The organism is Stenotrophomonas sp. NPDC077461 (genome assembly GCF_049545475.1).
In the GTDB taxonomy this organism is placed as follows: Bacteria; Pseudomonadota; Gammaproteobacteria; order Xanthomonadales; family Xanthomonadaceae; genus Stenotrophomonas; species Stenotrophomonas nematodicola.
The window spans coordinates 230,732-244,520 of sequence record NZ_JBMWDO010000006.1; the positions used below are offsets into that span (position 1 = coordinate 230,732).

Annotated in this window: 11 protein-coding genes; 7 read left to right on the forward strand and 4 right to left on the reverse strand. The window is 68.2% G+C overall.

Annotated elements, in window-relative coordinates:
- The first annotated feature begins 2 nt into the window (after positions 1–2).
- The 4 genes from rnpA to ACPEH8_RS12760 all read left to right on the forward strand — a co-directional run bounded on the left by rnpA (position 3) and on the right by ACPEH8_RS12760 (position 4,839).
- Positions 3–494: a ribonuclease P protein component gene (gene rnpA, locus ACPEH8_RS12745; RefSeq protein WP_017357096.1), complete on the forward strand. Its 492-nt coding sequence runs from the start codon at positions 3–5 to the stop codon at positions 492–494.
- Positions 494–2,188: a membrane protein insertase YidC gene (gene yidC / locus ACPEH8_RS12750; RefSeq protein WP_136005798.1), complete on the forward strand. Its 1,695-nt coding sequence runs from the start codon at positions 494–496 to the stop codon at positions 2,186–2,188. The genes rnpA and yidC overlap by 1 nt, the downstream gene beginning before the upstream one ends.
- 113 nt (positions 2,189–2,301) lie before the next feature.
- Positions 2,302–3,645 carry a tRNA uridine-5-carboxymethylaminomethyl(34) synthesis GTPase MnmE gene (mnmE, locus tag ACPEH8_RS12755; protein WP_136005800.1) on the forward strand — a complete coding sequence of 448 codons (1,344 nt, stop codon included), beginning with the start codon at positions 2,302–2,304 and terminating at the stop codon, positions 3,643–3,645.
- Positions 3,646–3,804: 159 nt separating this feature from the next.
- Positions 3,805–4,839, forward strand: a complete 1,035-nt coding sequence (locus tag ACPEH8_RS12760; protein ID WP_051008647.1) for a glycerophosphodiester phosphodiesterase — start codon at positions 3,805–3,807, stop codon at positions 4,837–4,839.
- Positions 4,840–4,851: 12 nt separating this feature from the next.
- Here the strand turns inward: ACPEH8_RS12760 and ACPEH8_RS12765 are convergent, their stop codons facing one another.
- Both ACPEH8_RS12765 and ACPEH8_RS12770 read right to left on the reverse strand, forming a co-directional pair.
- Positions 4,852–5,625 carry a rhomboid family intramembrane serine protease gene (locus tag ACPEH8_RS12765; RefSeq protein WP_136005802.1) on the reverse strand — a complete coding sequence of 258 codons (774 nt, stop codon included), beginning with the start codon at positions 5,623–5,625 and terminating at the stop codon, positions 4,852–4,854.
- Between the two features lie 97 nt (positions 5,626–5,722).
- Positions 5,723–6,682: a TerC family protein gene (locus ACPEH8_RS12770; protein WP_017356971.1), complete on the reverse strand. Its 960-nt coding sequence runs from the start codon at positions 6,680–6,682 to the stop codon at positions 5,723–5,725.
- A gap of 280 nt (positions 6,683–6,962) precedes the next feature.
- Here ACPEH8_RS12770 and ACPEH8_RS12775 point away from each other — a divergent pair, with 280 nt between their 5' ends.
- On the forward strand, positions 6,963–8,135 hold the full coding sequence (locus ACPEH8_RS12775) for a class I SAM-dependent rRNA methyltransferase (protein ID WP_017356972.1): 1,173 nt from the start codon (positions 6,963–6,965) through the stop codon (positions 8,133–8,135).
- A 129-nt stretch (positions 8,136–8,264) separates the two neighbouring features.
- Positions 8,265–9,509, forward strand: coding sequence for a dipeptidase (locus tag ACPEH8_RS12780; RefSeq protein WP_017356973.1), 1,245 nt, complete (start codon positions 8,265–8,267; stop codon positions 9,507–9,509).
- Between the two features lie 659 nt (positions 9,510–10,168).
- On the opposite strand, the gene ACPEH8_RS12785 is transcribed toward ACPEH8_RS12780, so the two are convergent.
- A complete protein-coding gene (locus tag ACPEH8_RS12785) occupies positions 10,169–11,581 on the reverse strand; it encodes an amino acid permease (RefSeq protein ID WP_017355178.1) in 1,413 nt (470 codons plus the stop codon).
- A 181-nt stretch (positions 11,582–11,762) separates the two neighbouring features.
- On the reverse strand, positions 11,763–12,758 hold the full coding sequence (locus ACPEH8_RS12790; RefSeq protein WP_423666980.1) for an aldo/keto reductase: 996 nt from the start codon (positions 12,756–12,758) through the stop codon (positions 11,763–11,765).
- Positions 12,759–12,878: 120 nt separating this feature from the next.
- Here ACPEH8_RS12790 and ACPEH8_RS12795 point away from each other — a divergent pair, with 120 nt between their 5' ends.
- Positions 12,879–13,781: a LysR family transcriptional regulator gene (locus tag ACPEH8_RS12795; RefSeq protein WP_262071991.1), complete on the forward strand. Its 903-nt coding sequence runs from the start codon at positions 12,879–12,881 to the stop codon at positions 13,779–13,781.
- The last annotated feature ends 8 nt before the right edge of the window (positions 13,782–13,789 follow it).

A 13,789-nucleotide genomic window follows, 5' to 3' on the forward strand; every position in this document is an offset into this window, starting at 1 on the left:
CAATGCCGCTTCCCGCGGCAGACGCAATCCAGACTGTGAGCAGTTCCGACCCGCGCAAGCGATTTCCTCGCTCTGCGCGGGTTCGTACGCGTGCCGAATATACAACGGTCTTCAACGGCGCCCGCCGTGTGTCCGATCCGCTGATGACCCTGCACTGGCTGAAGAGCGATTCTCCGGCCAGGCTGGGTCTTGCGGTGTCGCGCAAAGTCGATCCCCGAGCCGTGGGTCGCAACCGAGTGAAGCGTGTGCTGCGCGATGCCACACGCCATCTACGGCCGTGGATGAGTGCCGGCGATTACGTCGTCGTCGCCCGTAGCGCTGCCCGTACCGCCAGCAATGCCGAGATCCGCCAGGCCTTCGAGCGCCTGTTGCGCCGCCTTGGCACATTGCCCATGCCGGGCGCGGACGGCACAATGCCGCCGCCCCTGGGCGTTGCATCCCTTTCCCAGTCCGAGCCGGCATCGCGTGCCGGCCACGCCGAGCCTCCACGCTGATGAACCAGACCCGCGTTTTCCTGATCTTTGCCTGGCTGATGGTGGCCGTGTTGCTGTGGATGGAGTGGGGCCGCGACAAGGCCGCCCCGGCGACCGCGCCGGTGGCCGCCCAGACCCAGGGCCCGGTGCCCGCCGCCGGCGCCGTACCGGGCGCCACGGTGCCGCACGCGCCGGGCAGCGCCCCGGCCCCGGCGACCGCCCAGGCTGCCGCCGGCGCCCCGCGCGTCACCGTTACCACCGACGTGCTGCGTCTGGTGCTGGATGGCGGCACGGTGCTGGACGCCGAGCTGCTGCAGTTCCCGCAGACCAAGGACGATGGCAGCCCGCCGGTGCGCCTGCTGACCGAAGAGGCCACCCACCCGTATCGCGCGGTGAGTGGCTGGACCAGCCAGGACAAGAGCATGCCGGTGCCGGAAGCCAACGGCTTCACCCTGGTCGGCGACGCCAGGACCTTCGAACTGGCCAAGGGCCAGAACGAACTGCAGATCCCGTTCGTGTGGAATGGCCCGAATGGCGTCAGCATCCGCCGTACGTATACGGTCAGCCGCAACGAGTACGCGGTGAAGATCAAGGATGAAGTGATCAACGCCGGCACCACCCCGTGGAACGGCTACGTCTACCGCACCCTGGACCGCACCCCGACGATCCTGTCGCGCAGCATGACCAACCCGGACTCGTTCAGCTTCAACGGCGCGACCTGGTTCGATGCCGAGAAGAAGTACCAGCGCCGTGCCTTCAAGGATTATCTGGAAGACGGCCCGCTGAACCAGCAGGTCACCGGTGGCTGGATCGCCATGCTGCAGCACCACTTCTTCACCGCGTGGATCCCGCAGGCAGATCAGGCCGCGAACTACGCGCTGTCCCAGCATGACGGCCGCGACCAGATCCAGGCCACCGGCCCGGCCTTCACCGTCGCACCGGGCCAGCAGGTCAGCTCCGAGGCACGCCTGTGGGTGGGCCCGAAGCTGGTCAACCAGATCGCCAAGGAAGACGTGCCGGGCCTGGACCGCGTGGTCGACTACAGCCGCTTCTCGCTGATGGCCATCATCGGCCAGGGCCTGTTCTGGGTCCTGAACCAGGTGCACAAGGTCGTCAACAACTGGGGCTGGGCGATTGTCGGCCTGGTGATCCTGCTGAAGCTGGTGCTGTACCCGCTGTCGGCCGCGCAGTACAAGAGCGGCGCCAAGATGCGTCGCTTCCAGCCGCGCATCGCGCAGCTGAAGGAACGCTATGGCGATGACCGCCAGAAGTTCCAGACCGCGATGATGGAGCTGTACAAGAAGGAGAAGATCAATCCGATGGGCGGCTGTCTGCCGATCCTCATCCAGATGCCGATCTTCTTCGCGCTGTACTGGGTGCTGGTGGAGTCGGTGGAACTGCGCCAGGCACCGTGGTTCGGCTGGATCCAGGATCTGACCGCACGCGACCCGTACTTCATCCTGCCGGTGATCAACGTGGCGGTGATGTGGGCCACGCAGAAGCTGACCCCCGCGCCGGGCATGGACCCGATGCAGGCCAAGATGATGCAGATGATGCCGCTGATCTTCGGCGTCATGATGGCCTTCATGCCGTCCGGTCTGGTGCTGTACTGGGTGGTCAACGGCGGCCTGGGCCTGCTGCAGCAGTGGTGGATGACCAAGCGCCACGGCAGCGACCCGGTGCCCGCCACCGCCGCACCCGCCAACAAGAAGTAACCGGGCAACCGGACCCGGGAAACCCGCCGCAAGGCGGGTTTCCCGCATCTGCGGCCCGCGCACCGGTGTGATCCGTAGAATGCCCCGATCCACCGCACACAGCAGCCCGCCCCATGTCCGCAGCCCCCGACACCATCGTGGCCATCGCCACCGCACCCGGCGCCGGTGGCGTGGGCATGCTGCGCCTGTCCGGCCCCCACGCAGCGACCATCGCCCAGGCGATCGGGGTGCGCGCGCTGCGCCCGCGGCACGCGCATTACGCGCGCTTCCGCGATGCACAGGGGGAGGTGATCGACGACGGCATCGCGCTGTGGTTCCCGGCACCGCACAGCTTCACCGGCGAGGACGTGGTGGAGCTGCAGGGGCATGGCAGCCCGGTGGTGCTGCAGCAGCTGGTCGCGCGCTGCATCGCGCTGGGCGCGCGGCAGGCGCGGCCCGGGGAGTTCAGCGAGCGGGCGTTCCTCAACGGCAAGCTCGACCTGGCCCAGGCCGAGGCCATCGCCGATCTGATTGCCGCCGGCGATACCCGCGCAGCGCGCGCGGCCCGGCGCTCGCTGGACGGGGTGTTCTCGCGCCGCGTGGAGGAGGTCGCAGAACAGCTTGTTCTGCTGCGCATCCATGTGGAAGCAGCCATCGACTTCGCCGACGAACCGCTGGATACCCTCGGTGGCGAGCAGGTGCGCGGCGGCCTGGGCGAGGCGCTGCGCGCGATGGGGCGGCTGCGCGACGACGCCGAACGCGGCCGCAAACTGCGCGACGGCCTGCACGCGGTGCTGGTCGGACCGCCAAACGCCGGCAAGAGCTCACTGCTCAATGCGCTGGCCGGCAGCGAACGTGCCATCGTCACCGACATCGCCGGCACCACCCGCGACACTCTGCGCGAAACCATCCGCATTGACGGGCTGGAACTGACCCTGGTCGATACCGCCGGCCTGCGCGACGGCGGTGACGCGATCGAACGCGAAGGCATGCGCCGCGCGCGCGCGGAGATGCAGCGCACCGACCTGGCGATCATCGTGCTGGATGCGCGCGATCCGCAGGCCGGACGTGTCGCCATCGGCGATGCCGTCGATGCGGTGCCGCAGCAGCTGTGGATCCACAACAAGAGTGACCTGCTGGCCCAATGGCCCGCCGATGCAGCGCCGGATGTGGTGCACGTGTCGGCAGCCACCGGTATGGGGCTGGACCGCCTGCACGCGCGGCTGCGCGAGCTGGCCAGCGGCGGTGCCGGCGAGAGCGTGGACGGCGAGTTCTCCGCGCGCGCGCGGCATGTGGAGGCCATCGTCCAGGCCATCGGCCATGCCGGGCGCGCCGAGGCCGAGCTGGTGCATGAGCACCTGGAACTGGCCGCCGAGGAACTGCGCCTGGCCCACGAGGCGCTGGGGGAGATCACCGGGCGGATGAGTGCGGACGATCTGCTGGGACGCATCTTCTCCAGCTTCTGCATCGGCAAGTAGCCGCGTACTTCCCGCTGTCACACCGCATCGCCACACTACGCCCGTCCTTTCCACGCCCCGCCGCGCTGGCGCGGGCCGCATCAACAGGGGTTTGCGGTGTCGAAGTCGTTGTGGGGTTGTGCGTTGCTCTTGTCGCTGGCCGTGGCACCATCGGTGGCCATGAGCGCTGAATCCTCTCCCGCGCCGCTCAAGGCGGCCGTGTACGGCCACCGCGGTGCGAGCGCGCTGTTGCCCGAGCACACCCTGGCGTCGTACGCCCAGGCCATCGCCGATGGTGCGGACTACATCGAGCCGGACCTGGTGATGACCAAGGACGGCGTGCTGGTGTCGCGGCACGAGAACGAGATCGGCGGCACCACCGATGTGGCCGCACACCCGGAGTTCGCCAGCCGCAGGACGGTCAAGACCATCGACGGCGAGCGCATCGAGGGCTGGTTCACCGAAGACTTCACCCTGGCCGAGCTGAAGACGCTGTACGCCCGCGAGCGGCTGCCGCAGCTGCGCAGCACCGCGTTCGACGGGCAGTTCCGCATCGCCACGCTGGACGAGATCATCGCCTTCCTGGTGCAGCAGGCCGGCCGCGCCAACCGCGGCATCGGGCTGGTGCCGGAGATCAAGCACGGTACCTACTTCGCGAGCATCGGCCTGCCGATGGAAGACTCGGTGCTGGCCGCGCTGCAGGGCAATGCCTACACCCGCGTGGCGCCGGTGACGATCCAGTCCTTCGAGGTCGGCAACCTGCGCTACCTGCGTGGCAGGATCGGCCGCGCGTCGAACATCCGCCTGCTGCAACTGCTGGGCGACCCGGCGCAGCAGCCCGGCGATGTGCTGGCCGCCAAGGGCAGCCAACGCTATGCAGACCTGATCACACCGGCGGGCCTGCGCGAAGTGGCGACCTATGCCGACGGCATCGGACCGAACCTGCGCATGGTGATTCCGCTGGATGCGGCCGGGAAGCTGGGCACGCCGACCGCGCTGGTGCGCGACGCGCATGCGGCCGGGTTGATGGTGATCCCGTATACCTTCCGACCGGAGAACGCCTTCCAGGCCGCCGACTTCCGCACCGGCGATACCACTGCGCGCAACGCCGCCGGGTCCGTGGCCGAGATGCGTGCCTACCTGGCGACCGGCATCGATGCGTTCTTCACCGATGACCCGGCGCTGGGCCGCCAAGCGGTCGACACCGAACGCTAGTCATTGCCGGCACTACCGTCGATCTTCGGGTCTACGGAACGGGATCACGACGTAGTCCTGGCCTTCGCGCGGCTGCCACAGCACCGGCACGCCTTGCGGGGAGGGAGGTTCCAGGTCGTTGTCGCGCATGGGGGCGAGGTCGTCTTCGTCCTCGTCCTCCCAGCTGTAGCGCTTGCGCGGCGCCATCGGGTCGGACAGGCGGAACAGCAGGGCGCCAACGATGCCGGCAAAGGCACCGCCCATGTGCGACTGCCAGGACACGCCCGGCTCGTGCGGAAGAATGGTCAGCAGCATGCTGCCGTAGAACAGGAAGGCGATCAGGCCGGCGGCGATGGCGGGCCGGTCGCGGCGCAGCAGGCCGAGGACGAACACCAGAAACATCAGGCCGTGGGTGATGCCGCTGGCACCGAGATGGCGGCTGCCGATGTCGCCGAGCAGCCAGGCGCCCAGGCCCGAACCGATCCACAGCAGCGGGAATGCGCGCAGGGTTGCCTTGGGATAGACGCTGCCGGCGAGGGTGCCGAGGATCAGCAGGGCTGCCGCGTTGGCGCCCAGGTGCTGGACCGAACCGTGCAGCAACGGCGCGCCAAGAATGCCGAGCAGGCCGGCCTTGTCCAGCGGGGCGACTGCCCACGGGCGCCAGTCGAAATGACCTTGGGCGGTGAACACCGCCACCAGCACCAGCACGAAGGCCAGGCTGAGGTTGAAGGCCCGCATCACACGACCGCGGTCGGTACGGGACGGAGCCGGCGGCTCGCCGGCAGGCAGGGGCAGGTTGGCGTTCATACCCTTAGGGATTGCGTCGCCCGGGCTGAACACAAGGGCAACGCGATGGGAGAGAGAGGTGCCGCCTGCGGGACAATCCCGCAGGCGGCAACCGGGGTCAGGCGTGGCCGTCCTGTTTGGGCGGGTTCTTCAGGCTCAGCACCACCGTGGCGGCGATGATGACGGCCACCACGCCCAGCGAGATCGGGGTGGGGATCTTGAAGATGTCGATCAGCATCATCTTGGCGCCGATGAAGGCCAGCACCAGGGCCAGACCGTAGGGCAGCAGGTGGAAGCGATCGGCCATGCCGGCCAACAGGAAGAACATCGCGCGCAGGCCCAGCACCGCGAACACGTTCGAGGTCAGCACGATGAACGGGTCGGTGGTGATGGCGAAGATGGCCGGGATGCTGTCCACGGCGAAGATCACGTCGGTGACGGCAATCAGGATCAGCACCACGAACAGCGGGGTGTACCAGCGTTTGCCGTCGCGCATCACGCTCATGGCATTGCCGGCATAGTCGGGCAGCAGGCGCAGGTGCCTGCGCATCCAGCGCAGGGCAGGGTTGGTCTCCAGGTCCGGCTCCTGGCCGGCGGAGAACCACATCTTCCAGCCGGTGAACAGCAGGAACGCGCCGAACACATAGAGCAGCCAATGGAACTTGGTGAGCAGCACGCTGCCGGCGAAGATCATGATCGTACGCAGCACGATCGCGCCCAGGATGCCGATGATCAACACCTTCTGGCGCTGTTCTTCCGGCACCGCGAAGTAGCCCATGATCATCAGGAAGACAAAGATGTTGTCCACCGCCAAGGCCTTCTCGACCAGGTAACCGGTCAGGAACTCCAGGCCGACCTTGTTGGCCACGACCTGGCCCGCGGTCTCGTTCAGGTAGTACCAGAGGCCACCGTTGAAGGCCAGGGCCAGGGCGACCCAGCCGATGGACCACCACAGGGCCTCCTTGAAGGTGACCTTGTGCGGGCCGCCGTGGCGCATCAATACCAGGTCGACCAGCAGCGCGATGACCACCACCGCGCCGAAGCCGCCCCACAACCACAAATTACCGATCGTCTGCATGGGTTTATCCGTTGGGAAAAGAAAAAAGCCTCAAGCCGGACGGCGAGGATCTGCAACGGAGGATCGGGGGGATCCGGGGACAGAGCTTCGCCATGCGGCGAAGGTCTCGCTCGCAGTCCCGATGGGTGGGACTGCCGTTGCACCGGAGCCTGCGGGCTCGAATTGACGGCGACAACGTCTGGGAGCTACTCCCCTTCTGGCGCCGATTCTGCGGGCTGTTCGGGCCGGCGTCAAATCGCCGGCCTGCCGGGCCGGGGCGGCGCCCGTTTACAATAGGCCGATGAACAATGCCCCCGCCCCCGTAGTCCGCCTCAAGAACGCCTGGCGCTCCAGCCACCCGTGGATCTTCCAGAAACTGGTCGAAAAGCCTGCCGTCCGGCCCAAGCCCGGTGCCATCGTCGATGTGGTCGGCGTGGACGGGGAGTGGATCGGCCGGGGGTTCTACAACGGTCATTCGCGCATTGCCGTGCGTATCCTGGAAACCGATCAGCGCATCCCGGTGGACGCTGGCTGGTTCTCGCGCAAGATCGCCCAGGCGGTGTCGCTGCGTCGTGACGTGCTCAAGCTGGATGATGTCTCCAACGCCTGGCGCGTGGTGCACAGCGAAGGCGATGGCCTGTCCGGCCTGGTGGTGGACCGCTACGGCGACCTGGTGGTGGTGGAGTTCTTCGCCGCCGGCATGTTCCGCCACCGCGAATGGATCTACGAGGCGCTGCGCGAGCAGTTCCCGGGCTGCCGCTTCCACAGCTTCGCCGACGAACACGTGCAGAAGCAGGAGAGCTTCGACTTCCACGGCAACACCACCACCGAAGCGTCGGTGATCACCGAGTACGGGGTGAAGTTCCGTGCCGATCCGGCCGGGGCGCACAAGACCGGGTTCTTCGCCGACCAGCGCGAGAACCGCGAGTGGCTGAGCCGGCAGGTGGAAGGCAAATCCGTGCTGGACCTGTGCTGCAACACCGGCGGCTTTGCGGTGTATGCCGCGGTGCGCGGCGCGTCCGAGGTGGTCGGCATCGACATCGACGAGGATGTGATCGACATCGCCAAGGGCAACTCGCGCCTCAACAATGTGCGCCCGAAGTTCGTGCAGTCCGACATCTTCCCGTGGCTGCGCGATGCGGCCAACCGCGGTGAGCAGTACGACGTGGTGATCCTGGACCCGGCCAAGATGACCCGTGACCGCGACCAGGTGATCACCGCCCTGAAGAAGTACCTGGACATGAACAAGCTGGCGCTGGGTGTGGTCAAGCCCGGTGGCCTGTTCGCCACGTTCTCGTGCACCGGCCTGGTGGCCGAGGACCAGTTCCTGGACATGCTGCGCCGCGCGGCCTTCTATTCCGGCCGCACCATCCAGATCCTCAAGGTAGCTGGCGCCGGTCCGGACCATCCGTTCATGGCCCACGTGCAGGAATCGCGCTACCTCAAGGCCGTGTTCTGCCGCGTCCTCGACTGACGCAGGGCCGGCGGCAGGTCGGCTCTTTGGGCACCACCGGGGATTGCAGGTGCCGGCCAGCGGCCGGCACTACCGTTCGCTGTGCCTGCGGCGCTATGGTCTGACGCTTCCCGAATGTTGAGAGGCGTCATGACGTTGCGCAGTCTGTCCCTGCTGGTGTCGCTGGCGTTGTGCACGCCGTTGGCCGCCCACGCGATCGAGTTCACTCCGCAGGAACTGGCCCGGGCCTCGGCGCTGCAGCGCACGCTGCTGACGCTGGACAGCCACCTGGATACGCCGGCCAACTTCCACCGCGAGGGCTTCGACATCGCCCAGCGCCATGACCACAACGCGTTGTCGCAGGTGGATTACCCGCGCATGGTCGAAGGTGGGCTGGATGGCGGTTTCTGGGCGATCTACACCGACCAGGGCGACCGCAGTGCGGCCGCTCACCAGCAGGACCGCGACGCCGGTCTGCTGCGGTTGATGGAGATCCGCGAAATGCTCGCCGCACAGCCGGAGACCTTCCAGCTCGCGCTGACCGCTGCCGATGCCGCCAGGATCAAGGCGGCCGGCAAGCGCGTGGTCTACATCAGCATGGAGAACGGCAGCCCGCTGGTGGATGACCCGACGCTGCTCGGTTTCTATCACCGTGCCGGGCTGCGCCTGCTCAGCACGGTGCACTTCGCCAACAACGAGTTCGCCGATTCGGCCACCGATCCCAAGGGCGCCGAGTGGAAGGGGTTGAGTCCGGCCGGCAAGGCGCTGGTCGACGAGGCGGTGCGGCTGGGCATCGTGATCGATCAGTCGCATGCCTCCGACGCGGTGTTCGACGACCTGATCGAGCGCATGCCGGTGCCGTTCGTGCTGTCGCACAGCTCGGCCAAGGCGATCTACGACCACCCGCGCAACCTGGACGATGCGCGTCTGAAGCGCCTGGCCAAGGCCGGCGGCGTGATCCAGGTCAACGCCTACGGCGGGTATCTGATCGACATCGGCAAGAACGAACCCCGCGCGCTGGCCGAGAAGACCGCGATCGACCAATGGGGGGGCTACGATGCCCTGAGCATGGCGCAGGGCGTCAAGCTGGCCCAGGTGCAGGCCGAACTGGACCGCCTGCATCCGGTGCGCAAGGCCACGCTTGACGACTTCTTCGCCCACTTCGAGCACATCCTGACGGTGGTCGGCCCCGATCACGTGGGCATCGGCCTGGACTGGGATGGCGGTGGCGGCCTGGCCGATCTGCAGGACGTGAGCGAACTGCCGAAGATCACCGCGTGGCTGCTGCGCAAGGGCTACACCCGGCAGCAGATCGCCGCCATCTGGGGCGGCAACCTGCTGCGCGTGATGCAGCAGGCGCAGGACCACGCCACCGCACTGGCCGCAGCCCCGTAGAGCCGGGCTCTACCCGGCTCGGTACCGGCGCCGGTGGGCTCACGGTCAGGCACAAGCAGCCCGCCGTAGAGCCGGGTTCTACCCGGCTTGGTTCCGGCGCCGGTGGTCTCACGGTCAGGCGAAAGCAGCCCGCCGTAGAGCCGGGTTCTACCCGGCTTGGTTCCGGCGCCGATGGTCTCACGGTCCGGCACAAGCAGCCGGGCAGAGCCCGGCTCTACGGGTGGCTTGGTTCCGGCGCCGCGGCCCTCATCGGCAGGCGAAAGCAGCCCCGTCGTAGAGCCGGGTTCTACCCGGCTTGGTTCCGGAGCAGGTGGTCTCACGGTCAGGCACAAGCAGCCGGGCAGAGCCCGGCTCTACGGGTGGCTTGGCTCCGGCGCCGTGGACCTCATCGGCAGGCAAAAGCAGCCCCGCCGTAGAGCCGGGTTCTACCCGGCTTGGTTCCGGAGCAGGTGGTCTCACGGTCAGGCACAAGCAGCCGGGCAGAGCCCGGCTCTACGGGTGGCTTGGCTCCGGCGCCGTGGACCTCATCGGCAGGCGAAAGCAGCCCGTCGTAGAGCCGGGTTCTACCCGGCTTGGTTCCGGCGCCGGTGGTCTCACGGTCAGGCAAAAGCAGCCGGGCAGCGCCCGGCGCTACGGGATGTGGGCACGCCGTTTGCCTGTCAGGCGTTGCCCAGTACTGCGTTGCGGCGGCCGTAGGCGAAGTAGGCGATCAGGCCCAGGATGTTCCAGCCCAGGAAGTACAGCTGGGTGGTGGTCGGCAGGCTGAAGAACAGGTACACGCAGCCGATCACCGCCAGCGGGCCGACGACCCAGGCCAGCGGCGTGCGGAACTTGCGCTCGCGGTTGGGCTCGCGTGCGCGCAGTACCACCAGGCACAGGCCGACGGCGGTAAAGGCGGCGAGCGTGCCGGCGTTGGCCAGCGCGGCGATCTCGTCCAGGCGGGCCACACCGGCCAGCGCAGCCACGAGCACCGCGGTGAACAGCGTGGTGGCGATCGGGGTGCCGGTGCGCGCGCTGACCTTGGACAGGCCGCGCGGCAGCAGGCCGTCGCGCGACATGACAAAGAAGATGCGGCTCTGCCCGTACAGGAAGGCCAGCAGCACGGTCGGCAGGGCGATCACCGCCGCCGCGCCGATCCACTTGGCCGCGCCCGGGCTGCCCAGCTCACGCAGGATCAGCGCCAACGGCTCGGCGCTCTGGCCGAAGATGGTGTAGCTCATCGCACCGACGGCGGCGAGCGCGACCAGCACGTAGATGATGGTGCAGCCGACCATCGAACCGATGATGCCGATCGCCAGGTCACGGTCGGGCTTCTTGGTTTCCTCGGCGGCAGTGGAAATCGCATCGAAGCCGTAGAAGGCAAAGAAGATGATCGCCGCCGCCGCCATCACGCCGCGCTCGACGCCGCCTTCGCCGACCGACTTGGCGAAGCCGAACGGCATGAACGGGTCCATGTGGCTGGTGTCGAAGTGCGGCAGCGCGATCGCCACGAACACGGTCAGCGCAATGATCTTGACCACCACCAGGACCGCGTTGAGGGTCGCGCTCTCCTTGGTGCCGGCCATCAGCATGCCGGCCACGACGAAGGTGATCAGCACCGCCGGCAGGTTGATGAAGCCTCCCTCCACATGCGGGCCGGCGGTCAGCATCAGCGGCAGATCAATGCCCCAGCCGTGCAGGAAGCCGACCGCGTAGCCGGACCACCCCACCGCTACCGTACTCACCACCAGCGAGTACTCCAGGATCAGGCTCCAGCCCACCACCCAGGCCACCATTTCGCCGAGGGCGGCGTAGCTGTAGGTGTAGGCGCTGCCGGCGGCCGGCATCATCGTGGCCAGTTCGGCATAGGACAGCGCCGCGCAGGCGCACACCGCGCCGGCGATGGCGAAGGAGATCAGTACGGCCGGGCCGGCCAGGTTGGCGCCCACGCCGATCAGCGTGTAGATGCCGGTGCCAACGATGGCGCCGATGCCCAGCGCGATCAGGTGCGGCCAGCTCAGGGTGGGGATCAGTCGCCTGCCGGCTTCATGAACGGTGACGGTGTCTAGGGACTTGCGCCGGAGCAACGACATGGGGCCTCGCGGTGGTGACTGTTAACGACAAGTCTGCGAGTTTTACCGAACGCGGTGCAGCATTACTACTGCCAAGCGTCCCCCGGTCCGTGCATGAGCACATGACTGGGGGAAGCTTGACGAAACCGGCACAAAGCACCGCGCCCTGGGGGCTGGCGCGGGCAGGGCCGGACGAACGCGCTCAGCGATCCAGCGTGGCCATTGCCGCGGCGGCATAGCGCGGGCCGGCAGCGGCATCGGGCGGGAAGATCGCATCGATGCGGGCGAGGTCGTCCGCGCCCAGCTGCACCTGCAGCGCGCCGAGGTTTTCCTCCAGGTAGGCGAGCCGCTTGGTGCCCGGGATCGGCACCAGGTCCTGGCCCTGTGCCAGTACCCACGCCAGCGCCAGTTGCCCCGGGGTGATGCCTTTGGCGCTGGCCATCGCGTTGACCGCGTCGACCAGGGCCAGGTTGCGCGCGAAGTTGTCGCCCTGGAAGCGTGGCGACTGGCGGCGGTAGTCGTCGGCGTCGACGTCGGCCGGGCTGCGGATCGCGCCGGTCAGGAAGCCACGGCCCAGCGGCGAGTAGGGCACGAAGCCGATGCCCAGGTCGCGGACGGTCTGCAGTACGCCGTTGTGCTCCGGATCGCGCGACCACAGCGAGTACTCGGTCTGCACGGCGGTGATCGGGTGGACCGCATGTGCGCGGCGGATCGTGGCCGCCGCGGCTTCGGACAGGCCGAGGAAGCGTACCTTGCCCTGTTCGACCAGCCGCGCCATCGCGCCCACGGTGTCCTCGATCGGCACGGTGCCGTCCACGCGGTGCTGGTAGTAAAGATCGATGTGGTCCACGCCCAGCCGCGCCAGGCTGGCCTCGCAGGCGGCGATCACGTACTCGGGGCGGCCATCCACGCTGCGCGCCCGGGTGTCGGTGGGCTCCAGTTTGATGCCGAACTTGGTGGCCAGAAACACCTGGTCGCGACGATCGGCAATGGCCTTGCCGACCAGCACTTCGTTGGTGTGCGGGCCGTACATGTCGGCGGTGTCGAGCAGGGTCACGCCGCGCTCCAGCGCGCGGTGGATCACCGCGGTCGCGTCGGCATCGCTGCCACGGCCCCCGTAGAAGGCGCTCATGCCCATGCAGCCCAGGCCGAGTGCGGAAACAGTGGGGCCGTGGCGGCCAAGGGAACGGGTCTGCATGGGAATGCTCCGGAAGCGGGGGAAGGGCGGCGCCTGCACGCGCCGGACCCACAGCATCCTCCGCTGTACCATGTGGATAAACCGGTGTTCGCCACATCGACCTTGAAGGCAGGCTTCACAATGTCCTCCCAGCCGCCGTTGTCTGCCGTGGTCGCGTTCGCCCGCGTGGCCCACCATGCCAGCTTCACCCGTGCAGCCGACGACCTGGGCATCTCACCCTCGGCGCTGTCGCAGACCGTGCGCGCGCTGGAAGCCCGCATGGGCGTGCGTCTGCTGCACCGGACCACCCGCCGGGTCGGCCTGACCGAGCACGGTGCGCGCTTCCTGGCGCGGGTGCGCGACGGCCTGGCGCAGATCGACGCGGCGTTCGAGGACCTGGACAGCGTGCGCGACGTGCCGGCCGGAAAGCTGCGCATCAACGTGCCGCGGATCGCGGCGGAACTGCTGGTGCTGCCGCACCTGCCCGCATTCATGGCGCGCTATCCGCAGGTGGAGGTGGAATTGTTCGTGGAGCCGGCGCTGGTCGACCTGGTCGCCGGCGGCTTCGATGCCGGCATCCGGCTGGGCGAATGCCTGGCGCGGGACATGATCGCGGTGCCGATCGGTCCGCTGGAGCGGCAGGTGGTGGTGGCCACGCCGGGCTACTTCGCCGCCCACGGCACGCCGGACACGCCGGCCGATCTGGTCGGGCATGCGTGCATCGTGCACCGGCGCAGCAACGGCCGTCTGATGGCCTGGGAATTCAGCCACGCCGGCCGCGACTTCGAGGTGGAGGTGAGTGGCCGGCTGGTGTTCAACGATGCGGCGTTGATCCACGCCGCCGTGCGCGCCGGCCTCGGCATGGGGCAGGCGTTCGACGCCGTGGTGGCCAGCGATGTCGCCGAGGGCCGGTTGCAGGCGGTGCTGCAGGACTGGCAGCCGCCGTTCGCCGGATTCCACCTGTACTACCCGGCGCGCGAACAGATGGCGCCGAAACTGCGGGTGTTCATCGACCACCTGCGCCAGGCCCGACGCACCGACTGAGCGCGCTG